The organism is Vibrio sp. 10N.247.310.24 (assembly GCF_041467175.1).
Lineage (GTDB): Bacteria > Pseudomonadota > Gammaproteobacteria > Enterobacterales > Vibrionaceae > Vibrio > Vibrio tasmaniensis_A.
In genome coordinates this window covers 1-22,583 of the sequence record NZ_JBFSUD010000023.1, presented here as the reverse complement: position 1 = coordinate 22,583, position 22,583 = coordinate 1, and the positions used below count along the sequence as shown (strand labels likewise).

18 protein-coding genes are annotated in these 22,583 nt (G+C 43.5%); 9 read left to right on the top strand and 9 right to left on the bottom strand.

All coding sequences use genetic code 11. The features are described from left to right. Positions 1-445 precede the first annotated feature (445 nt). Positions 446-1,015, top strand: a complete 570-nt coding sequence (locus AB6E08_RS09535; RefSeq protein WP_102579742.1) for a TfoX/Sxy family DNA transformation protein — start codon at positions 446-448, stop codon at positions 1,013-1,015. A 419-nt stretch (positions 1,016-1,434) separates the two neighbouring features. Here the strand turns inward: AB6E08_RS09535 and AB6E08_RS09530 are convergent, their stop codons facing one another. After that, positions 1,435-1,842 carry an H-NS family nucleoid-associated regulatory protein gene (locus AB6E08_RS09530; protein WP_371705168.1) on the bottom strand — a complete coding sequence of 136 codons (408 nt, stop codon included), beginning with the start codon at positions 1,840-1,842 and terminating at the stop codon, positions 1,435-1,437. A gap of 157 nt (positions 1,843-1,999) precedes the next feature. Next, on the bottom strand, positions 2,000-2,617 hold the full coding sequence (locus AB6E08_RS09525) for a DUF2913 family protein (RefSeq protein ID WP_017100254.1): 618 nt from the start codon (positions 2,615-2,617) through the stop codon (positions 2,000-2,002). 344 nt (positions 2,618-2,961) lie between these two features. On the opposite strand from AB6E08_RS09525, the gene AB6E08_RS23420 reads away from it, so the two are divergent. The 3 genes from AB6E08_RS23420 (at position 2,962) to AB6E08_RS23410 (ending at position 4,303) form a co-directional block, all read left to right on the top strand. Then, positions 2,962-3,285, top strand: a complete 324-nt coding sequence (locus AB6E08_RS23420; protein ID WP_408059412.1) for a hypothetical protein — start codon at positions 2,962-2,964, stop codon at positions 3,283-3,285. Continuing rightward, positions 3,285-3,749, top strand: a complete 465-nt coding sequence (locus AB6E08_RS23415; RefSeq protein ID WP_029225406.1) for a type IV secretion system DNA-binding domain-containing protein — start codon at positions 3,285-3,287, stop codon at positions 3,747-3,749. Before AB6E08_RS23420 ends, AB6E08_RS23415 begins: the two co-directional genes overlap by 1 nt. 158 nt (positions 3,750-3,907) lie before the next feature. After that, entirely contained in the window at positions 3,908-4,303 is a 396-nt protein-coding gene (locus AB6E08_RS23410; RefSeq protein WP_371692762.1) for a type IV secretion system DNA-binding domain-containing protein, read from the top strand. Positions 4,304-4,330: 27 nt separating this feature from the next. Here AB6E08_RS23410 and AB6E08_RS23405 read toward each other — a convergent pair whose 3' ends face one another. Beyond that, positions 4,331-4,474 carry a hypothetical protein gene (locus AB6E08_RS23405; RefSeq protein ID WP_372045998.1) on the bottom strand — a complete coding sequence of 48 codons (144 nt, stop codon included), beginning with the start codon at positions 4,472-4,474 and terminating at the stop codon, positions 4,331-4,333. Positions 4,475-4,551: 77 nt separating this feature from the next. Between AB6E08_RS23405 and AB6E08_RS23400 the strand changes: the two genes are divergently transcribed. From AB6E08_RS23400 to traI, 3 genes are all read left to right on the top strand, one after another. Continuing rightward, complete coding sequence (locus AB6E08_RS23400) at positions 4,552-4,725, top strand: hypothetical protein (protein WP_231904586.1); 174 nt, start codon at positions 4,552-4,554, stop codon at positions 4,723-4,725. A 616-nt stretch (positions 4,726-5,341) separates the two neighbouring features. Next, positions 5,342-6,865 (top strand): hypothetical protein, encoded by a 1,524-nt coding sequence (locus AB6E08_RS09515; protein ID WP_305373652.1) that lies wholly within the window; start codon positions 5,342-5,344, stop codon positions 6,863-6,865. A 93-nt stretch (positions 6,866-6,958) separates the two neighbouring features. Further along, positions 6,959-12,736, top strand: coding sequence for a conjugative transfer relaxase/helicase TraI (traI, locus tag AB6E08_RS09510; protein ID WP_372065198.1), 5,778 nt, complete (start codon positions 6,959-6,961; stop codon positions 12,734-12,736). Positions 12,737-12,754: 18 nt separating this feature from the next. Here traI and AB6E08_RS09505 read toward each other — a convergent pair whose 3' ends face one another. The 6 genes from AB6E08_RS09505 to AB6E08_RS09480 all read right to left on the bottom strand — a co-directional run bounded on the left by AB6E08_RS09505 (position 12,755) and on the right by AB6E08_RS09480 (position 19,575). Further along, a complete protein-coding gene (locus AB6E08_RS09505; RefSeq protein ID WP_016790675.1) occupies positions 12,755-13,114 on the bottom strand; it encodes a hypothetical protein in 360 nt (119 codons plus the stop codon). Between the two features lie 1,548 nt (positions 13,115-14,662). Continuing rightward, a complete protein-coding gene (locus tag AB6E08_RS09500; protein WP_372065201.1) occupies positions 14,663-15,571 on the bottom strand; it encodes an IS5 family transposase in 909 nt (302 codons plus the stop codon). A 29-nt stretch (positions 15,572-15,600) separates the two neighbouring features. Further along, positions 15,601-16,167 carry a hypothetical protein gene (locus AB6E08_RS09495; RefSeq protein WP_372065204.1) on the bottom strand — a complete coding sequence of 189 codons (567 nt, stop codon included), beginning with the start codon at positions 16,165-16,167 and terminating at the stop codon, positions 15,601-15,603. After that, positions 16,157-16,618: a Mov34/MPN/PAD-1 family protein gene (locus AB6E08_RS09490; protein WP_372065206.1), complete on the bottom strand. Its 462-nt coding sequence runs from the start codon at positions 16,616-16,618 to the stop codon at positions 16,157-16,159. Before AB6E08_RS09490 ends, AB6E08_RS09495 begins: the two co-directional genes overlap by 11 nt. Further along, entirely contained in the window at positions 16,608-18,401 is a 1,794-nt protein-coding gene (locus tag AB6E08_RS09485; RefSeq protein ID WP_372065209.1) for a ThiF family adenylyltransferase, read from the bottom strand. Before AB6E08_RS09485 ends, AB6E08_RS09490 begins: the two co-directional genes overlap by 11 nt. Then, on the bottom strand, positions 18,394-19,575 hold the full coding sequence (locus tag AB6E08_RS09480) for a cobalamin biosynthesis protein CobQ (protein ID WP_372065212.1): 1,182 nt from the start codon (positions 19,573-19,575) through the stop codon (positions 18,394-18,396). The genes AB6E08_RS09485 and AB6E08_RS09480 overlap by 8 nt, the downstream gene beginning before the upstream one ends. 726 nt (positions 19,576-20,301) lie before the next feature. On the opposite strand from AB6E08_RS09480, the gene AB6E08_RS09475 reads away from it, so the two are divergent. Together AB6E08_RS09475 and AB6E08_RS09470 are read left to right on the top strand one after the other, a co-directional pair. Continuing rightward, positions 20,302-21,165 (top strand): GyrI-like domain-containing protein, encoded by an 864-nt coding sequence (locus AB6E08_RS09475; protein WP_057623080.1) that lies wholly within the window; start codon positions 20,302-20,304, stop codon positions 21,163-21,165. 223 nt (positions 21,166-21,388) lie between these two features. Then, positions 21,389-22,099: an alpha/beta hydrolase gene (locus AB6E08_RS09470; protein WP_065607929.1), complete on the top strand. Its 711-nt coding sequence runs from the start codon at positions 21,389-21,391 to the stop codon at positions 22,097-22,099. The last annotated feature ends 484 nt before the right edge of the window (positions 22,100-22,583 follow it).

Genomic DNA, 22,583 nt, shown 5'->3' with positions numbered 1-22,583 from the left:
GACAAACGCAGTACGTCAGAAGTATTTTCGTTTTTAATCGATAACCCTAGCTCACTGAGCGCGACCAACCCCTATTTTTTAATTTCGTCTCAGGAAATTTTAGTGGACCGTCTCAGTGGGCTACTTTATTGATAGTAAGAACCGGACGGGTTTTGACGTTATTTTATATTTGTCTCTCACTTACCCTCTACTTCTGAGCCCTTTTCCTGTTATTGAGGTGAGACGCGAAGCACCGTATTAGTTGAAATGCTAGAAGCTTGTTAACGGTATTTTATCCGTATTATGGTCATGTTATACGGCGTTCCAAATGGGCGGTTAATATGAGAACTCGATCATGCTTTTACTTTGCATTAGCCCATAAAATAGTTAAATCATACCTCCTCTAAAAATGAGGTTAAACATTACAGTATTCATCAGTATGCCTAACAATTTTTTGAAACATTACATGGATCTATTATCACCATTAGGAAGCATAACATCGCACTCTATGTTCGGCGGATTTGGTTTATTTTCAGATAAGACAGTTTTTGCTTTCGTTGCGAAAGAGCGATTATGCATAAGAGCGAATGAAAGCCAAAAAAAAGTGTTTGAAAAGCGTGGATTTCAGCCCTTTTCTTATACAAAACGGACGGGTCGGGTTGTCACCTCTTATTACATCCTACCTAATGATGTATTGAAGGATCGTAACCAGGTGCTTCAATTAGCTAAATGTGCACTGAACGATTCCCAGAATAGAGGGTTATCAAAACGTTTATCTTTCCCCGTTAAATTGAGAGTATTACCGAACTTTCAAGCAAGCACAGAACGGATGCTCAGGAAGGCTGGTATTGATTCTGTTGAGTGTTTATATCGTGTTGGCGCAGCCAACGCTTTCCTCGCCATTCGAGCTTCGCATAATGTTCCCGTTAAACTTGAACTGCTTTGGATTCTAGAGGGAGCGATACAAGGTGTACACTGGTCGGTCGTTTCTGACCAAAGGCGCAATGAGTTAATCCATTTGATTGAAACTGTGTGACTATATCTATAAAAACGACAAACAACGAGCCGAGGCTCTGAAGCCCTCTTTATTTATAATTACTGTAATTGAAGGTGATGTAAGTCTTTCGTGGCTTGTTACCATATAAAGGGGCAATAGAGCATTAAACCACCTTTCGTTTAATGCTTTGTAATATTGATATGTGTTTGCCAGCGCCAAGTCATGGGGGCTCTGTCCATTGCCCTGACTTTTTGCTGAGCAAAGGGTCAAGTATGACCGTTATAGCCGTCTGCAGGGGCGCTTTTTGGCGTCTCCAAGCCCTTTCATAAATACCGTCTCTGACTTCAGTAAGGTATCATTCTCGTCGAAATGTTGGGTCATTGTGGGCTTATCTCTCGTGATAAATAAGCCCAGCAGGCCTGGCTATGATAAGTAAGCCATTGTTTGAGTAAAAGAAACTAGCGCTTAATCAAAAAATCATCAATGGATTGACCCGCATCTAATTTCGTTTGAATGGCCGCAGGTGTGCGACCTTGTCCTGTCCATGTTTTTTCAGTGCCGCTCTCATCAGTGTATTGGTATTTCGCGGGTCTTGGTTGACGAATTTTTTTTGTTTTTGGCTGTCCAGTGAGCTCTGCCAGTAAGTCCTCTACCCCTATTCCACTCTCTGACATTTGTTTTGCCATTTCAGCCACTTTGGCCTCTTTTTCTGCGCGCGCTTCACGTTCAGCTTCTTCGCTTTCCTGGCGCTCCAGATACACGGTTGTTAATTTATCCAGTGCTTCTTCAAGCTGCTCAAAAGTTAATTCTCGAGAGAATGCTCGCAAAGTGCGAATGTTCAGTAACGTTTTAATCATTGGGTTCATGTTAAGCCTATTTATTGTTGAGTTTTTATATGACTAAGCGGCAGCATATATAATGCTTGTCGAAGTGTGTGTCAAAATTCATTTGAAAGTAGTGATGCTTTGTTAACTGGGTCTCATATAAAAGCTTAGATGGCACAGAGGGGGAGAAATAAAGAGGTCATTGTCCAACAACGTGCTTATCGCTCACTTTTGGGGAGGAAATGCGATGCAAGAGTAAGTGAATCACTTCATGCTCATCCACATGCTCGATTTCTACGCGATAGACACCTTGGGCTTGCACGGCCTCAATCAGCGCTTTGAGGCGCGTCGTTTTGACAGTCATCACCAAGGGTTTGATTTGGTTATTGTCTTTATCAAACCCTTCTTCAATTTCTGACTGGGTCATGTACAAGATCTCCTCCTCTCTCGCTTTGTCGGGATGGTCGAGCTCGGAAGGAAATTGGTGCTGATCATTGAGGTCTGTCAGCATGAGATAGAGTTCATCCGCCTGTGACAATCGAGCCTGATACTCAAGGTTCAGTTGATTGACCGTCCACAACTTTTGCTCAAGATTGCCTCTGGTTTGGCGACCAATAGTGAGCATGGTTTTTAGGTCGTTTTTGCACACAGAGAATTGAGCCTGCTTTACTTTCGGTTTGAGGTATTTCACCAAGAAGGCATTGCGTTTCTTTACCGTCCAAAACCCACCTTGCTGACTCATAGTGCAATAGAGCGTCAGCAGTGAATGGGTAACCAGCTCATCCAGAGCTAGGTAGTGTTTTAAATTTTGACTCATCAAAGCGCTCTGTTTATCCAATCAGTCGCACAGTGTATCAAATCCCCAATGAAAATCATGGCGTAAGCGCGCCTTTCCTTTGAATAGCAGTGAATACGTTCATTTCACCACTTTACCTTCAACGCCAACTCTTAAATAAGGAGCGACGATGCGTCCCCGTAAGAAAAGCAATCATTTTACCCGAGGTGGCCAAGTCATCTTCCATTCCATTCGAATGTTCTTCCAAGTCAACAACACCATCATCAAGTTCATTGGTTTTGGGATGTTATTGGCCACCCTCGCGTCACGCCTTTTGGGGGAGTTCTATTACTGGCGGAATATTTTATACGCTATTAGACAACTTGGTGAACCCAGTGTGGGACGGTGAGCGCTACCAATCCACGCTCGCGTCTCAGCTTGACAATGTCGTGCTTCTCGATATTCACGCCGAGGAGTGGCGAAACTTCCAAGTCTACTACCTCATTTCGATGTTGGTCGGATTCTTCATCTTTTATCTGCTGCAGCGTTTTTTCAAAGAGCAAGGCGAGAAACAGAGTGAAGACTTTCATGTGCGTGGTTTTCGTCTGGTTGAGCTACAAGTATTAACCAAGATGCAAATCAAGCGCGCTAAAGTGAACCGTAAACGCGGTTATGGCGATGGCACCACGGGCGCGGCGGGTAATCAGTGATGATCCGCAAACTGGTGCGATGGATACGAGAGCGTGGCGACAAGGCCATTATTTACGACAAAGGTTGTGTGTTCACCTGTAAATTCTACCGCCCTGAGACCGACGTCATATTGAACCCGTTTGATGCTCGATGCGCGAATTGGGACGTGTGGTGCGACGCAAAAGACGCCCCCGACTTTGAGAACATGGCCGCGGCCCTCATCCCACAACACGGCGATGGCGATCCATTTTGGGTTGACTCAGCGCGCACCATTTTTTCATCCACCGCCTTTCGCATGAGCCAGGACAATAAACCCGCGACGACCGCACGCCTATTGAGTTTAATTTTGACCAGTGAGCTTGAAGCGTTAGGTAATTTTCTGGAAGGCACCGAGGCCGCCGCCCTGGCATCGAAGGACATCAAGAAAACCGCGATTTCCATCAAATCGGTATTGGCCACCTACATGAAAAGCATGCGTTTTTAGACGGCCTTGATGATGAGCATCGAGACGAAGCGCTGCAGAAGAAGTTTTCTATTACAGACTGGGTACAAGACGATAAGCAGACCGGCTTTTTGTTCTTATAGAGTAACGCGCAGCAGCATGCGTCACTGCGACCGCTCATCTCCATGTGGTTGGCTATCGTGTCCAACGCCATTTTAGGGCTAGAAGCCGATGAAGACCGCCGCATTTGGGTCTTGATGGATGAAATGCCCAGTCTGCATAAATTACCTGAACTCGGCTCCATCACAGCCGAAGTGCGAAAATTTGGCGGGTGTTACTTAATTGGTATCCAATCGTACGCGCAGTTGCTGAAAACCTATGGCAAGAACGCCGCCGATGAGATGTTTGATTTGTTGAACACGCGCTTTTTCTTTCGTGCGCCATCAGCACAAATGGCGCAAATCTCTTCCAAAGACTTGGGGGAGCAAGAAGTCGATATTTCTAAAGAAAACGTGTCGTACGGCGCGAACACGCTGCGTGACGGTGTGTCATTGGGCCATCAAACGGTCACAAGGCCCGGCGGTCTCGCCGAGTGAGATCCAAGCTTTGGATGATTTGCTGTGTTACGTACGTACGCCAGGTGTTGATCTCATCACTAAGCTGGATTTGGAGTTCGATGTCATGAAAGACATCTGCCCTTCTTTCAACAAACGTAGCGTGACATTGTCACAGCCCATGTTCAAACCACTTACTACGAAAGGTCGCACCGAGTCTTCACCTATCCAAAGAAGCGCAGCAACCACTTCTCAAGCTACAACATGCCAAGTTCGATTCAAAAGAATAAATGCTCAACGAGGCAAGCCAAATGAAAGAAGCGATGCAAAGTGACACCGTGCAAGCGATGGTCGAGTCAAAGGATCAAGACAATCTCGAGTACCAGGAGCAAGCGCAGCGAACCATTGAAGAGCAAGCCACCTCACCGGAAATAGAGATGGAAGCGGGCGATATGGTTGAATAGCGCATCAAATAGTCGATAGCCACACAAGACAGAAATAGGTCATTGCAAACCAAATGTATTAGGTATTTTTATGTTACCGAGTTTGTCTAGATTAATCTTCGAGACCTTGGTCGTCTCACTCTTATTTTTTGCACTTTGTCTTATGCAGATCACCAAGAGTCAATTTCAGTGGACGCAACTTTTCATCGCGTCCACTGGCTTTTTATCACTGTATGGTTTGAAGCGCATCGTGGTTTTTTTGTTAAAAAACGCCCCAACACTCCTCACTACATCGTACTCACCTTTGCAGTATTCGCTTTACTCCTGAGCATCAGCATGAAGTACTCGTTATTTGGTTTATTGAATTCGATAGGCCTGACTTTCATGTACTTGGCACCCAGCGTGTCAAAAAGTGCACTGACTCAATCTTAGTCATGACTAGATATTTAGTTATAGTGCACCATAAGCGCACGTAAGCCCTATCATTGATGAGATTCATTAAAGGAAAATCGATGAAAAGCGTAACGCCCCATAGAGACGACACCCTAGAGCCTCATCATCTCGAATAATCACTCAACCACTCTTCCAAGCCTTGCAATGGCAAGGCTTTTTTACGTTCATTCATCAAGGAATTACCATGTCAAATAAGACCCTCTTTAATTCTGACCATCTACCGATATTAAAGAAACAATTACACACTATATTCGATCAACTTACCTTCGCTGAAATCATTCAGGGCAACGCCACCGAAAAAAACACATGGTTATCGATTTGCGCTCAAGCGGTAGGTTATGGCGACTGGGACGACTTAAAAGCGCAAGCAGTCACGCACCACGAGCCAACCCACAACATTCTATTTAACCAAGCATCCATCATTCCTTTCATCCAAAGTGTCAGAGTCAGCTTGGGGGAGCACATCGACAATATTGAAGGCTTTACCCATGTCATACTAAGAAACTTAACTACCGAAGAGTTAAACGCCATGAATGGCAATAAAGAAGAGCTTCCCCCCCTACCCAAAGCGCCAACGTCCTATACGTTAGAATTAGGACCGAATACGGCCTATGCCCGCGACCTTTTAGATTGGCTGTGGCCAAGAACAAAAAATTACCAAGTAGACCCTATCAACACTCAGTATCTAGCGCACATGAAAGAAAAGCGAATGAGCTTGAGCAAGTCTCAAGCAAAAGAGCGCGCTTTGGATGTTTACCCACACTCTGGCATGCTAATCAGAGACATCTTAGAGCAACTGATTTCAGAAAATTACCTAGAACTCAACGATGATCAAAGGTGCGTCACTTTTACTCGCAAAGGTCTTAATTATCTCAACGGAAAAATGACCCACGAATATGACGACCAATGGAAAGAATGGTTTAAGGCATTTGCAGCGCATCTCAAAAAAATCCCATACCGATACATCAAGATAGATTGGACACCCTATATCGATTTATATGCCCGGGGCATGTCACCCATTGAGGCGGCAAAAAGTCTTGAATGGTCAGAATGCTACACTCAAGCACACTCAGAGATCCAATCGGCCATTAAACACCAACTCGACATCCATCTGCCTCTATACCCCAAGGAACGATACCTGCAATTTACGCCTAGAATATTTCTGACACCTGAGCTGACCAGCAACAAGGTAACAGACATTCATTTTGAATTTATAGGACCCGACTGGGCTAAACCAAACGGCAATCCAAAAACAAAGCGCTTTTGGCCAAACAAACGCTACGTGTCTGTTTATTTAGAGACCTCCCCCAAAAGTCGAGGTTGGTATGCCGTCATTCCCGATGAGGTTGATTGTTTTCAAGTGAGCTACAAATGGACAAGCCAGTCCCATTCTTTTGCAAGCGTCACCCACCATATGACTTACCAGTTAGAGCCAAATATAGAGTGTGCTCAAGATTGGCTGTATGGCAATGAGTGCATGAAGCATTCTGATTCTTCGAAACTAGCGATGGCCGCCGATGAATACAGCTTTAACCATCTAGAATGCCTGACTCATGGCAAGCATTTAACCAATGAAGAAATTGTAGCGTTAGACCGATTTAAAGCGGGCATTACATCCATTCACATTGATGAAAATGGCGTCATCATTCACGAAGAACGAACGTTAACCGCTAGCAATTCCTTTGCTTGTGTTGGGATCATTTTGTAACCACACCTCTTTTAATTCCACTTCCCCCTTAACCTCCACTCACCGCTCAGTTTTGCTGCTAGCGGCAATTTGCGTTGCATAAGGAAAATACTCATGCTTTCTATTAGCCCATTAAAATCCGCTTCTGGCGCTGCCAAATATTATCTCAGCGAAGAAAACCCCAAAGACCTACCTGACGTCTCTTTAGAAAAAAACGCGGGCGATAACTATTACCTCAAGGAAAAAGACCAAGAAGAAAACACCTTCTGGCATGGCAAGCTGGCCATCGAAGCGGGACTGGCGGGTAAACCCGTAGAGCAAGCCACCCTAGAATCGGTACTCTCAGGCAGTCTTGGCGGTGAAACCATTAAAGGAAAACGAGATGATCATAAATCGGGCTTCGACCTGACCTTTTCTGCGCCCAAATCCCTCAGCGTTCTTGCGCTTATTGGCGGAGATAGCCGCCTCATTGAAGCGCACAATAACGCCGTGAAGTTCGCCTTAACAGAGCTGGAGAAAGACGTAGCACAAGTCAAAGTCACCCATGAGAAAGGCGTTCAAGAATACGAAAATACGGATTCGATGCTATTTGCAGTCGTACGCCATAAGACCAGCCGTGAAAATGACATGCAAGTGCATTCGCACGCGCTAGCCGCTAACATGACGCGCGATAAAGAAGGAGATTTACGCGCTTTATCAACCAGCCTAAAACAAAAAGGGGGCGTGATTAACGGGACTGGCGAGCGCATTTACAACTTCCAAAAATACTACGGTATCTTGTACCAGAGCCAATTAGCTAAAGAGGCAGAAACCCTCGGTTATTCCACGCGAGGCGTCGGCAACGGTCAGTTCGAAATCAGCGGTGTCCCTCAGCCTATTCTTGATGCGTCGTCCACTCGCAAACAACAAATTGACCAACGCACACTCGATTTAGGCTTTGACTCGCGCGCGGCGAAAGACGTAGCAAACCTCGATACTCGTAAAAGCAAAACCTACCAGAGCAGTGACAGCCTCAACAAACAGTGGCAAAGCACCGTAAAAGAGCAAGGGTATGACCCCGCAGAGCTTGTCACCATGGCGCAACAAGTAAAGGAAGCGCAAAATACCCCGCCACTCGGTGAAACCCAAGCCGCGATCAGCAGAGCCATTGACCATCTAGGGCAATACAGCACTGCGTTACACCTTGAAAAAATCATTGAACTCACCGCCTCAGAGTTCACCAAAGGCGGCGTGCAACTCAACGCCCTTGATATCAAAAAAGTCGCGGATGCAATGATTAAACAGGGCGACTTGATAGGACTCAGTCAAAAAGGGCAATACACCACCAAAGGCTTAATTGATAACGAACAAGCGCTTATCGACAGCACACAAGGTCGTGCGCATCACATGCGCACCCACGTTGAATCGAACACGCTCAACAAGCTCGCTATCCCTGAAAGCCAGCAGCGTATACTGACCGAGCTGTACCACTCCACCAAACAGTTCCATGTGGTCAATGTACACGGCTCATCACAGGGTATTGCGCAGCAGCTACTCAATGTAGGCAATCACAGCGGTAAGCGTGTCCAATTGGTCTCCCAAAGCGTGAAAGCCAAGACTGAGGGCATGGAGAGCGTACAGCGCAAGAGTCAAACACTCAGCGCCTGGGTCGGTCAGCTCTTTTCACCAGAGCAGCGCCACACTACCCATAGCTTACTGCAAAGCGATACGCCGCTGACCAATAAAGACATCTTGCTCATCGATGACGCCAATAAGATGAGTGCCAATGAGTTGCTGGCCCTCACCGATAAAGCCAAACAATCGAGCAGTAAAGTGGTGATGCTTAATCGCGTATCAAGCCGTCAGGGATTTAAAGCCAATAACGCTATCTCGCTGTATCAAAAAGGCAATGTGGAGAGTCATTCTTGGGTTGGCAAGCGAGCCAGCAACACCAACGTAAAACTGCATGACAATGATACCGATAGGATAGCGCGGGTGTACGCCGACCTCCCCGATAAAGCCAACACGCAAGTGATTGCCACTTCCAGCGTCGAGCAGCGGCGGTTAACCGAAGCGATACGGGGCCAGCTCAAAAATACCGGCGCCCTCGCCAGACACGAAACCACCCTATTCACTCAAACCCCTCACCCCCTCTCCAAAGCGCAACAACCCCTCGTTCAACACTACAAACCAGGCATGACACTCACCCATTGGGAGAAAAACAAACCTCAGAGTTTTGTCATCGCCAGTATCGATAAAGAGAGCAACACCATGACCGCACTCAGCAAACACGATGGACAATCACACACCTTTGACCCGTCCAGTCGCGCCTTTAAGCACATGAAGATGCAAATCAATAAACCGCAAAGTCTCAACATCGCCCAAGGCGAACGTCTTCGAACGCTAGGCAAACACTTCCCTGCTGGCTTGGACGCGAACCAAAGCTACCTTGTCACTCACATTGACAAAGAAAGCCTCACGCTTGAGAGCAAAGGGGAAACGCAGCGCGTCAACTTAGAGAGCTTAAAAGACGCGCCGCTGCAATACGACTACGTTCATAGCGCCCACCATATTGAGCCAAAAGCCCATACTTTACTGTCAGGCAAAGCATTTACCCTATCTAAGCCCCTGATAAACGACCTGACTGAAAAAACAGAGCGCCTTGATATCTTCACCGACAAACCAGACAAAGCCCAAAGCGCACTTGAAAAAGAGCAGGTCTCCCCGTCAGCCATTGAGCGTGTACTGCAGACGCAAAACGTCAACGACCGCTACCTAAACGACGCCACCCAAGATTGGCTAAAGCAGGATGTCAGTCAGGCACTGTCAGCACTCGCCAAAGCGCAAAACGCCCCACTCATCGAAAAAGCGGTCAGCTTTGCCCTGAACCACCTCTCAGAGCGAGAAGCGGCGTTTAGCCAAAAAGCCTTAGTGGTGGAAGCGGTGCGTTACGCCTTTGAAGAAGCCGGAGGCTCTATTACCAAAGAGCAGGTTGAAACAGAGCTGACTAAACGCAGCGACACCCTCTCTGCAGAGTACAGTGACGGCACACGCTGGACGACGCACGCCGCGCTGGAGACTGAAAAGCGCATCTTGCAAAACATCGATGATGGTAAAGACCAACATCAGCCTTTTGCTACCCACAAACAGGTGCAGGACTTCCTCGATACCAAGCCTCGCCTAACCCAAGGGCAAAAGGACGCCATCACCCTTATCTCAACCACCAAGGACAGCTTTGTGGCCATCCAAGGGCTAGCCGGTACAGGTAAGTCCACCATGCTTGAATCCAATATTGAACTTATCCAGTTAGTCAAAGAAGCCAGCCAGCAGCCAGAGCAAAGCGTCATCGGTCTTGCGCCCACGCACGCCGCGGTTGCAGAGCTAGAAAGCAAAGGCGTGAAAGCGCAAACGCTAGACAGTTTGCTTTCTGACATCCGACAAGGCAATCGAGAAGCCAGTGACTATCAACACACCTTGTTCTTTCTCGATGAAAGCTCCATGGTCAGCAACAAGCAAGCCGATGAGTTCACAAAGCTGGTCAATGACAGTCAGTCCAAAACAGTCAAATTGGGCGATAAAGAGCAGTTATTGTCACTCAGTGCCGGTAAACCCTTTGAGCTGGCCATGAGCCAAGGTCGCATCGATACCGCTTACATGACCGATATGGTACGTCCACAAAATGACATCTTGCACAATGCACAGCAAAACACCATTGATAAACAGCCGCTCAGCGCCCTAGACAAACTCCAGCAGCAAACCCCTGACACCCAGGGCAACAGCCAGCATGTCATTTCTACGCTGGATGAAAACGACAAAGACCGACTCAGAGCGCAGCTCACCGCCACAGAGAAGCTGCCTTATGTGGTCGCCAAAGACTATTTAGAGCGCACCCCCGAAACGCGAGACAACACACTGATTATCGCGTACACCAACCAGGAGCGAGACACCATCACCGAACACATCCGTGTCGGTTTAATGAAAAAGAGTGAGTTAGGCAAAGAGAACGTCATCGCAACGAGGCTACGCTCAATCGGCGCGACGGGGGAAGAGCTCACCACCATGATGCCGTATCAAAAAGGCTTGATACTGAGCACCAAGCCCGGTGAGTACGCGGCAATCACTCACGTTGACTCTGAGCATGGCGTAGTAACACTTCAAGACGCAAGTACAGGTAAGACAAGGCCGTTCTTACCGCGTAACCGTGATCACCGTTTCACCACCCTGTTCTCTACGTCAGAAAAGCCACTTTCAACCGGCGATAAAATCATCACCCGTTTTACCGATAAAGAGCGCGGCATTAAAGCCAACGTGGAGTACCGCATCACGCAAGCGAATACAGACAGTGTTATCGCTCAATCTAAGACAGGACAAACACTCAGCCTTAACCCTAATGCGCTTAAAGACGGGCACTGGGACTACGCCTACAGTCGAACCGCAGACATGGCGCAAGGATCCACCTATCAACACGTCATTAGCGCGATACAAAGCAAAGGCGCACTGACCAACTTAAGACGCGCCGGTATCGATGTGACTCGTGCCAGTCAGCACATTCGGCTCTATACCGACAACACAAAACAATTGGTCAAAAGCTGGCTCTCTAAAGAGAGCCATAAAGCCAGTGCAATAGAAACCCTTAACCAAATCCCACCCAAAGACACCACATACTTTAACCGTAATGCTCTGCCTCATGAGGACGTCCGATTCCAAAATAAAAGCGGTGACTTTGACTACAACAAATTTAGGGAGCACATCAATACGCAACTACCCAAATACACCGAAAGTCTCGCCGTTCAGTTATTAGGCAAGCCTAACCAATCTAAATCAGACCGTGATTACTTAACCTTTGGCCTTGGTAAATCAGCCATTAAAGTCACCTTAACCGGAGAATATCGCGGGTATTTTAAAGACTACACCACAGGCGAAAAAGGCGCATTGATTAACCTAATCATGAGTCATAAGGAAATGAATTATAAAGCCGCGATGAATGAAGCGCACAAGATGCTCAATGAGCCAGATAAATATCAATTGGAGGAAAACAATAAACACGACAAATTACTGAGCACCACCCCAAGGCATATTGCGCAGTTTGAAGAACGGGCTAAAGATTATATCAATCAAAGCTTACCGATGGATAACACACTGGCCCAAACGTACTTAAACAAGCTCGGTGTCAATAACATTGAAAATAACCAGGTTAAGTTCCACCCGGCGGTCTATTCATCCGAAGACAAATCCTTTCACCCTGCAATGCTAACCAACATCCACAATAAAGAAGGCGAAACCAAAGCCATTGAAGTGACCTATTTAGACACTCAAGGAAATAAAGATACCTCCCTAGACATTAACCCAAGAACCCTAGGCACAAAGTCCAAACAATTAACCCAATTCCATCAAGGAGAGAATTTAAATACCACCATCATCAGTACCTCAATTGAAAACTCATTCTTAATTCGAGACCAAACTCAAGGGCAGATTGATATTATTAATGTCAATCACAAGAACGACATTCAAAACATCTCTACCGATGAGCTGAGACAGAACATCATTATTGTATTAAATCATGGCAATCACGATTTAAACCCGAACAACATTGAAAAAATCGTCGAGAACTTTCATGGCCGAGACATTCAATTCATGTCAGATGATAACCTAAAAGATGACATCAAATCGTGCATTGATAAGTTAGATAGGGATAACAGCGCGCATGATATTGAATTAAGTGAAGCACACTCTTCTCATCAAGAGAATGAATTAGACACCATCAACTATAATGATAAAAAAGAAACCGACAGCCAATCACTCGAACACTTTGAGCCAAAAGAATATTCCCCTCAGCAAGAGATGGAATTTAATCAATCAGAGAAAGAGAGCCATTGGGAAGACAGAGAAATCGACAGAGAGTTAGAGCGATAATAAAAGGGTAGCCAATGGCTACCCTTTTTTTTCGCCTTCAAGATATTCATCGACGCTTTTATCAACCAAAGCGGTGTTGGATTTTCTTTGCTCAATCGAATCCGCTTTATTCTTATAATACCCCTCCCCATCAAAGCTATGCGCCAAATTTAAATTTAGCACGCCTTGTACCTGCCTAACTCTACGATACGTTTCTTCCATCAACTCACGGTTCGACGGCCGCTCATCGTCACTGTCATTCAGTTTGATACGCAACGCCAAGGTAAAAAGCTGACGAGTTGCCTCGGCATCACTTAACTTTTCTCTGTCTCTGAACTTCTTAAAATCTTGCTCTAGCTTCCCTCGAAGGGAGCTTTGTAAAGGGTAAGAACGTGACATAATTTAGCTTTTTCTCCTCAATGAATGTCAATGAAGCCCACCTTTAAGCCTCAATGAAATCCAATAAATTCTCAATGTAAACCCATTGTACTTAGTTTTGAAAAAACCGCTACAACCTTACCGATAAAGGGATAAATAACAATTTAATTAAATCCCATTGAATTTAGATTGAAATCACCACAATCCCTTACACAGAAAGGCGCCAATGATAATTCAATGTAATTACATATTTTCACACTGGGATTTCAGCGGCTAATTAGTTGAGATTTTGAAAATTTTTTCACGCTCTATTTCGCCTCCACTATTAAGCATAAATCATTGTTTTTATAGGTTTTAAATTCATCACAGACAATCATTTAAATCGTTTACGATTTAGCGTGGTGTGTGGTGAAGAATTGAAAATACAGGGGCATTTTTGGAACACTTTCCAATTAGTCTTTGTTTTCGCTAAGAGACTAAATTATCGATGAAAAACGCCCCTATTGGAAGGGGTTGGGGTGTAGATTTGACCACACTGTTTTTACATTAACGCCTAGTTCTCTTATACAGGGGCACTTTAACCCCCAAAATACAGACCAAAAATGACAGATTACAGTTAACTGAAATTAGCGCTAGAACGCCTCTGGACAATAAGCGAGTTAATCATTTTTAAAATCAATACAAAAAAGAGGTCACATTGACCTCTTTCGTAGATTCATTTTCTTGAGAGTAAACTACATCTATCATTATTTTGACCTAGGGTGTTTAATTACTCTTAATTTTTCTGCTCATATTCTTAGCTACCATGCGCTAATTTAGAAAGCGTTAAAGTTCCAGATCAATGCTCTAAAGATCGTAAAGCCTCACCTAGCAGGTCTTCTGGCGAAAGGTTAGAGTGGGTGTTCATTATACTTTCGATTCTCCTTGTAGGAAAAGATTTACAAGTCTTCCCTTTACCATCAAAGTCCTCTTGTCTTCTGCCGTATGCAATGTACACATTAATGAGAGTACACTCCCTCTCTCTCACTGAGCAGGTAATTTTCCTGAGTTTTTTTTGAAGACCTTCAAACATTCTATCGAGGCTTTGGTCACTATTTGCCTTAGTAAAGTGACCATAGACTTCAGAGATAGTGCTATTTATTGATAGCTCAAACCTATGTACTTCTTGTTTCATTTAAAATAACTCAAGTATTATTGGGATTTATATTACACATACTATAACCAAAAAAATTGAAAGTTATTGGTTAATCAATTTAGTCAGCTTTGGCTCTCTTTGTTATCAGCTTTTGTCGACAAAGCTAACTGCTTCCAGTTACAAAATACATCATTGGCACTCGCCAATGAGTCGCGACGACATACTGACTCAGAGTTGGACAATTATTGGTTAGATTAAAAAACCTACTAAAGATCCACGCAATACCATTAACTTGAATTAATACTCACTTAATGTACATAAAATAACAACCACCGGCTAAAAGTAGGTGGTTATTAAGTTACCCATTGCTACTTGAAGAGGGCGTTGTTGATCAAATCAGCTTGAGGTTCAACGACGCCATATTTGACTAATCGTTAGCTTCTAACAGGCATACCTAGTCCTATGACTTTGTTTATAGCTTTGACATTCGCCATGATTTCTCCCACTTGAGCGTTGTAACATCTCAAGCTCAATTTACCGCTGGTTAGTCCTTTATATCGAGACATTGCGGTCTCAGATATTGAGCGATAGTGGTAACCAGACTCAGATTTCCACTCCGTTATTGTTCCGTTTTTAAGAGCCTCTACAGCTTCATTTCTGGGATGCCCATCTTCCCAAAGAGCCGCATTCTTTCGAGGTGGTATCAACGGAGTACAGCCCTTATTTTTCAGAGTCTCATGGCAACTTTTTGTGTCATATGCTCCATCAGCAGATACTGTATGGATCTTTCTACGTAAAGGGTTGAGTAATGTTGGCAGCACTTCGTTATCGCCAACACTTACAAGACTGACTTCTGCACTAATGGCCTCATGAGTTTCTACATCAACAGCTAAGTGCAGTTTACGCCAAGTTCTGCGTTTTTCGGCGCCGTGCTTTTTCACTTTCCATTCACCCTCGCCAAAAACTTTGAGACCAGTCGAGTCAATGGCTATATGGCGAATAGCTCCTTTGGATTTATTGCGATATTTGACCTGAACTGTCTTCGAGCGTTTGCTGATACAGGTGTAGTCAGGGGACGTCAGTGGAACATCCAATAGCTCAAAGATAGAATCAATAAAGCCTTGAAGAGCACGTAATGGTAATGAGAATACTCCTTTAATCATCAAGGCAGTTTCAATCGCTGTATCAGAGTACTGAAAGCCTCTACCACGCTTACCATGATGGGTTTTGCATCGCCATGCATCTACGGCTGTATCATCTATCCAGAACGTAACCGAGCCCCGTTTGCACAAAGCCTTATTGTACTCCGCCCAGTTAGTTATCTTCTTTTTCGCCTTACCCATGTTGTCACCGCTCTAACCATCATAAAGGATCAGATCGCAGGACTCGAAAAAGGTTCAATTGATTTAGGCAACAACGCCCTTGAAGAGCTCTGTTTACTTTCCCTTACGCCAGTAGTCTTCGAAATTTGTCCTTCGAATTTCTTTAAAAATCCATCTACGTTCAAACCTGAAAAAAAAGCGAGAATATAAAATAGGTGTTCGGGTGAGCTAATGGCTTTTCCACCAATAGCTATTAAGCCTACGTTGATCATGAAGTATGTCATTCCTCCCATAATTAAGGAGACTAAGGGACGTAATACATACCAACTCAACCAAATTGTATCCCAACTTTTCCGAACACATCTATTCAGATAGACGGCCCTCAAGCAATATAAACACCCACCGATTAGGCCAAAAAGCACACACTCAACTAACAACTGATGCTTGCTGAGCCAAGTTGGTAATGCCGCGTATGAGCAGGCAATAAAGTAAGAAAAAGGAACACTAAGAAGCCCCAACAAATATAGACTTACCCAGACTACGGAATACCCATCTTCCTTCACTCCTTGTTCGACATCGACACTCAGTTGTGCTTCGTTCTCATTACTAGGTTGCATTAAACAAAAATTCCCTATGTCCGTTTGTAAGTGATAAGTAACTATTGTCTAGAGATTTGTTGCTAAGGATCATTATTATAAAGAATCTTAATTGATGAGAAGACTCTTTAAACGTGCTCCTTATTGTATTGATATCTTCTCTTGATGGGCTTGGTGACTCTTCAGAATGAGTATGCCAATCTCCAAGGTAGTGCAGCCCTTTTTTATGAAATCTTTCAATTGTCTTGTTTGCTTTGCCTTTGTGTAGGATAAATTGAGTTTTAGCTCTCCGATCAAAAAAGTTAGGCTCAGATATAGATTTAATCTCAACTAAGCCGTCCTTAAAGGTACCAAAAAGCATTCCACCAGATTCACTATCACTCCTCTTTTGGAAATAGCCGCACAGTGCTTTAGCAGCTTGTTCTGTTAGGACGACTTTTAACCCCCTTAGTTGGTGAGAACTAAACTCCATTTGCCAACTCCTCGACTCGGATAATTTTTGATCCTTGCTCTGGATCTCCATGTGCCATAACCCAATCGCTGTTCCAAGTACCTCCGGTACTTTCTACTAAAGACTTTCGACCAACCCAAACAGTATGCTTCAAATTACTATCTACTTCTCCACTGTGGACAATATTACAGATCGTTTCACAGATCATTCCATGTCCATAACTCAATTCAATTGCCCCGTAAGGTTGATAAAACCCTCCACAAGACGGTAGCGCTTCAACAGTACTCTCTTGGTAAGTCGTTACTGGTCTCTTTAATATCCCGGTACTATCGAATAAATCAAAATAATCAAAGCTACCATCCATGTTTACAAAGCAATGAGTTGCGGTAGCATGAGCTTCCGTGAAGCAAAAAACTACAGGGCTGATTATATCTTCTTTTTCAGTTAAATCTCTCATAGCACAATCAGAAGCCCACTCACCAGTAGCACTCACTATCACATCACAATCCTTTATTTCCTCAATAGTTGCTTCATCTTTAAACCATTCACTCTGGCTGCATAAATCTACTTCAACCCAAGGAAACATGCGATTAAGTTCATCTTCACAAGCTTTTGCTTTATTTTGGCCAACATGTTGCTCTCCTAACCAATGACGACCGATGTTTGCTGGTTCCAGAATATCCCCATCTACCAGTACAAATTTTTTAAACCCGGACCTAACCAATAGAGGGAGTAATCCTGAACCAACAGAACCTAGTCCAAGGACTGCTATCTTGATTTCACCTAAATCCTTTAAGGCTTTGTTCCTATCTCTACCCAGCATCCAACTAATATCCTTACGATCAACATTGACACCATTCAGTTTTATATTTCGACTACGTCCTAAGAGAACCTTATTAGAAACCTTGCCAGGCCTATAACCATTACCTAAAATGGGTTTCCTGTATGTTTTACCTCGGTTTCCTGTACCTAGAGCGTTAGTCTCAAGACTCATCCCAACGCAGGCTATACCGTTAGTGGTTTCAACTCTCACTAAAAATATCGGAAAAGGTTTCGGTACTGATAATAAGTCCGCTATACACTTATTTAAAGGATCAGACGCCCATCCCTGTTTTATTAGAATATCTTCGATTTCACCCAATGTTTTAGGGTATTCGCATGGTTTCCAAGGTTTATCAAGACTAATTAGAATGCTAGTTGTTATATTACGGTACTTTGGTTTGACGCCAGCCCTTTCCAGCCATGAGTTAAGTTCTAGGGAACTGTCGGCAAAAACAACTCCTTTCTGTTTGGTATAAGCTACATATATTTGTCTAGATGGGGTCCTCTGTAAGTTATTCAAACTAGATACTTTTATGGTATGCGGGTTTGCATTTGTCCAGTAACTTAGGAATCCATTTTCAAAGTCATCGTCTAATTGACCTTTGATTGTTTTTGAAACCATTTTATGAGCATCGTTAACTAGGGTATGAATGTACGAATGGTCATGTGGATTAAAGGCTACCTGACTACTCCAAATACATAATCGCCCACCATTTTCGATATGAGGGTGCTTCAGAATGGAAGTATGAGGTCGAACATAGATTTTCGGAGGCACATAAGGGAACGTCTCTTTTGCTAGCACAACAAGTGAGAGTTGCTCACCGTCAAGAGTTATATCCGTTTTTATTACCCATGCCCTGTGTTCTTGAGGCAAAGGAAGTTTCCACTCCTTTGCCTTCTTTGAGGTCAGCAACCGTGCGTTGTAGCGCTTGAACAGTACAGACCCAAGCGACAACAGCGCAGCACCGATCGGTTTACGCATAAGTATTTTTGCCTTCCTTTTTCACCGTCTCTGGGTCACTCATGGTCGAAAAAACTACAGGAGGGACCGATTTAATAGCTTTGCCATTCTCAAATGTGATGAGGAGCGATGTAGGTTTGCCAGAGTCGTCTTCCTCATCGGCGACGCATAAGAATTGACCTTCGACATTATCCAAAATGTTTTCATATTCTTTTCTTGCGAGAGGGGAAGGAGGGGTTTTCTCTCCAAATTGACGGCTACTTGAAACAATAAATGAATCTGATAAAGCATTACCAAGTGCATTGATAGCTTTTTTACTTGGCTGAGGGTCAGTGTCTTTTGATTCACTGTCTTCTGACAGACTGTGCCATGAGCAGTGATGTGGAGCCTGTAAAACATCATACTCAAGAAAGTCAGTGTTCTCTTGTTCTTTTAGGTTGTCGTAGAGGCGCTCCCAGCACTTAACCTCAGCATCTCCGCCATTCAAGAAATAGTTAGGACATCCCTGTTCGTCTGAGATTGTAAATCGAACTATGGCACTAGAGTTATTTTTAGATAAAGTTGTCTCTTCATCATCAATATCTTGGCGGTCTGCTGGACCAAGTAGCACCCCTTCAATAGAACCATCATCTAATCCGGATTTTTTCCCAATGAATTCATCGTAAAGGTCTGCAACAATACCTTCATACCCTTCAGTTTTGCCGTCTTCATCATGAGTCAGTATAACAATACGGTCCCCAAGCTCTCCAACGGTACCACTAGCTTTGTAAAGGTTGGCTCTACGCTTAGCCTCGGTGTTAATTGCTTTAGCGTCATCTGTAAGAGTATTGGTTGCGTTACCATTCTTTTCGGGCTTTCGGCTTGCTCTACGGAACACCCTTGGAGATGACCAAAGTTCATTGATAATTATTTTGTCGTCTTTTTCTTTCCAGTCATCAGGGGAGCCTGTATGGAAAATTTCCTTGAAGCCTCTAGTGTGGTCCTGATCTGGATGAGTAATCAGATATGCATCTATAAATAGCTGATTATCATCATTCCTATCTAGTCGCTCTCTAAGCATTGACTTAACATCGACGACATCATCGGATGGTTGTCGATAGTTGCAATCAATCAAAATTCGCTTTTTATTTTTTGTTGTTATTAAAGTCATATCCCCGTTATCTACAGGAAAGAATTCAATAGATGGAGTGCTCATATTCTAATCTCCTTCACTCAGCATGATATTAATGTGAGTCCACACCATGTGGACTTTTTCTGAGTCGGCATCACAATATATGGGGAGGATAATTCCGCGAATAAAGTGTGGGATATGAAAAAGTTTTCATTGAATAAATTAATGTGAGATGACTCACGCATACCTGTAAATGACTTAAAAATAAGTTACATATTTAAGGTAAATGAATGAAGGCAGTTTTGTGGTGTTTGCAACTCAATTCAAACGAGCGTAAATGCAATCACGGTTGCTCTTTGTCTATAATTGAATAAATATTCACACTCGTAAGAAGATATTGGGCTAAAGAGATAGCAACAGAACCAGTGAAGATGAAGCGTGCGAAAATGATTTTGGGGCACTTTCTAGTTAGAAAATGCCACGGGTAAAAATTCAACCTGAGAGGTTTTTGGACAAAACCTTGTTAGAGTAGCCACTTAAATTAGAAAACTACGGATAAGTTTTAGTACTGCAAAATGCTGTATTACACTCTTTGCTGAGGTGCTAACCGTCAACGAAAACAAACAGAAGTAAGCACTGAGTGCTACGCAGTTAAGATGACGTTATTGCTTGTTGATATGGCAATTAAGCATAAGTATTAGCCCTCCATAAACTGTCTACTACCCGTCATCTAGCAATTTCAATCAGGCATAATAAAATCTTCTTGGGTATTATCATTTCTAAGATTTTTAAGTTGGAGTATAAAAAGCAGTGAGCGTGATTAAACATCATGAACGACAAATAAAAAAAGTGTGCGATTTTATAGATGGTAACCTAGATGGCGAGTTCTCACTTGAGCAGCTAAGTTCTGTAGCTGCCAGTTCAAAGTACCACTTTCATCGTATCTTTAAAGCGTTTATGGGGATTAGCGCTATGCAATATGTGTTGTTGGCACGAATGAAACGCGCTTCTTTCAGGTTAGCATTCGAGTCAGAGTACAGTGTTACTGATATTGCCTTTGAAGCTCACTTCACAAGCCTAGAAGCCTTTAGCCGTGCTTTTTCTAGGATATTTGGACAATCACCTTCCCAATTTAGAAATCAGCCTGAGTGGCGTACTTGGCACTCAAAGTATGAATATCATCCACCGATAACAGGAGAAAGTGTAAAGGACGTTCAAGTCGTAGACTTCGAAAAAAGAGAAGTTGCATTAATTGAACATAAAGGTAGCCCAAGACTGGTATACGAGACAGTAGCCAAGTTCATAAATTGGCGAAAATCAACAGGTTTATCTCCAATAAATACCAGCGAAACATTTGGTATTCCTCACTCTGACCCAAACGATACGCCTGATGATGAGTTTCAGTTTGATATCTGTGGCTTGCACGGAGGAGAGGTTCTAGCAAACGCCTATGGAATAAAATCTGGAACAATACCAAGTGGCAGATGCGCCATGGCTGTCCATGAAGGAAGCCATGATAGTATTAGTAACACCGTGTATCACTTGTACCATAAATGGCTGCCAGATAGTGGCGAAGAATTAAGAGACTCCCCTTGTTTCTTCCGTTACTTAAACTTTGCTCATGAAGTTAATGAGTGTGGGTTGTTAACAGAGATCTACCTACCAATTAAATAGTAAATGCAATTATGGTAAATCAACCACCTACGCACAACGAGCGTTACGTAAAATCTACACTCAATTAAGGAAGAGTCATATTACCATCTAAATAGACTAAACCGTCTTTTAAGCCCTTAAATTCATGTTGACTGTCCCAAAATAGCTCAAAACGAAAGAACGGCTCATCGCCGAATATAAAGAGCTAAGTGTATCCACAATAGCAAAGCCTAGGAGAAATTTTATGCAAACCAAGATAATACAAGATGGCGGTGAACCATTTAAAGTTTTGGTACACGAGTCTGGTGAACAAAACAGTCCAGTTATACTGTTTTCTGTCGGCGCAGGTGGAATGCCTGAACGATATTCAACTCTTTTGGATACACTAAAAAAATCAGGGTGTACAATAATTGCTCCATGTTTTGAGATGCTTACAAATCATTTTCCTAATAAAATTGAATTATCTCTTAGAGCAAGACGACTGTCCCTCTCTCTAAAAGCATGTACACAACCTAATTCAAAAGTGATAGGAATAGGGCACTCGATTGGTGCTGCTACACTTATCGCTTTAGCTGGCGCAGAGATGCAAACGAGATCAAGAGAAATAGTTGATATTTTACCGGACAACAGACTCGTGTCTTTGGTAATTTTGGCTGCGCCAACTAAGTTTTTTTATGCTCCAGGTTCGCTTGACACAGTTAATATTCCCATTTTTGCGTGGGTTGGCTCAGAAGATGAGATTACACCGAGCGCCCAAACGGAATGGTTGGCTCAAACCATTCCTAATCCGCAAATGGTGGAAATGAGAGTTATTGAAGGTGGCGATCATTTCTCATTTATGGATCAAGTACCACCACATATCGCCGAGCCTCAGATCGATAAGAATAAATTTTTGCAGGAATATTCTGAAGAAATTAGTAAGTTTGCTTTAAGTCAAAAATATGTTTTGGATTAATCACCGTGAAAATACGGCTAACAACGTTTAAGACGGATTCGTAATTTCGACATAATATTTAAACCAAATTCTAAATTCAGTGTTCATTATTCCTATTATGACAAATGTGCGATTTTGCTATCCCAAACAACCCTCAGACCGCCTAAAACGCTCTAAGCGGATATTTGGAACGCTTTCAGTGCGATTTTCAGGGCAAAAATCAGCAAATTCATTTGAGCTAAGAACAACACTATGACGGCCACTTTTCGGACTTTGTGAGTTTTGGGTGTCAGATTAGTTATATGTGGTCAAAACCCACCCGACCGAGAACGTAGGCTTTTTGGCGAAACTAAAAATGGGGCAGAGGCGTGTTACAAACTTTAAGCTCCCCCGTAATGACAAACTTCAGTAGATAGTTAGATTTCGGATAATCACTACTAACTAAGTTTGAAAGGTTTACATTGCGTACCTTGATGATACCTGAGCTTCCAACAAGTGCCCGTAA

Excerpts from the sequence above, each read along its gene's own strand:
- AB6E08_RS09490 (WP_372065206.1), bottom strand. The coding sequence starts at position 16,618 with ATGGAGTTTAGTTCTCACCAACTAAGGGGGTTAAAAGTCGTCCTAACA.
- AB6E08_RS09530 (WP_371705168.1), bottom strand. The coding sequence starts at position 1,842 with ATGAACCCAATGATTAAAACGTTACTGAACATTCGCACTTTGCGAGCA.
- traI (WP_372065198.1), top strand. The coding sequence starts at position 6,959 with ATGCTTTCTATTAGCCCATTAAAATCCGCTTCTGGCGCTGCCAAATAT.
- AB6E08_RS09495 (WP_372065204.1), bottom strand. The coding sequence starts at position 16,167 with ATGCAACCTAGTAATGAGAACGAAGCACAACTGAGTGTCGATGTCGAA.
- AB6E08_RS09500 (WP_372065201.1), bottom strand. The coding sequence starts at position 15,571 with ATGGGTAAGGCGAAAAAGAAGATAACTAACTGGGCGGAGTACAATAAG.
- AB6E08_RS09505 (WP_016790675.1), bottom strand. The coding sequence starts at position 13,114 with ATGTCACGTTCTTACCCTTTACAAAGCTCCCTTCGAGGGAAGCTAGAG.
- AB6E08_RS09525 (WP_017100254.1), bottom strand. The coding sequence starts at position 2,617 with ATGAGTCAAAATTTAAAACACTACCTAGCTCTGGATGAGCTGGTTACC.
- AB6E08_RS09515 (WP_305373652.1), top strand. The coding sequence starts at position 5,342 with ATGTCAAATAAGACCCTCTTTAATTCTGACCATCTACCGATATTAAAG.
- AB6E08_RS09485 (WP_372065209.1), bottom strand. The coding sequence starts at position 18,401 with ATGCGTAAACCGATCGGTGCTGCGCTGTTGTCGCTTGGGTCTGTACTG.
- AB6E08_RS23415 (WP_029225406.1), top strand. The coding sequence starts at position 3,285 with ATGATCCGCAAACTGGTGCGATGGATACGAGAGCGTGGCGACAAGGCC.
- AB6E08_RS09535 (WP_102579742.1), top strand. The coding sequence starts at position 446 with ATGGATCTATTATCACCATTAGGAAGCATAACATCGCACTCTATGTTC.
- AB6E08_RS23400 (WP_231904586.1), top strand. The coding sequence starts at position 4,552 with ATGCTCAACGAGGCAAGCCAAATGAAAGAAGCGATGCAAAGTGACACC.
- AB6E08_RS09470 (WP_065607929.1), top strand. The coding sequence starts at position 21,389 with ATGCAAACCAAGATAATACAAGATGGCGGTGAACCATTTAAAGTTTTG.
- AB6E08_RS09480 (WP_372065212.1), bottom strand. The coding sequence starts at position 19,575 with ATGAGCACTCCATCTATTGAATTCTTTCCTGTAGATAACGGGGATATG.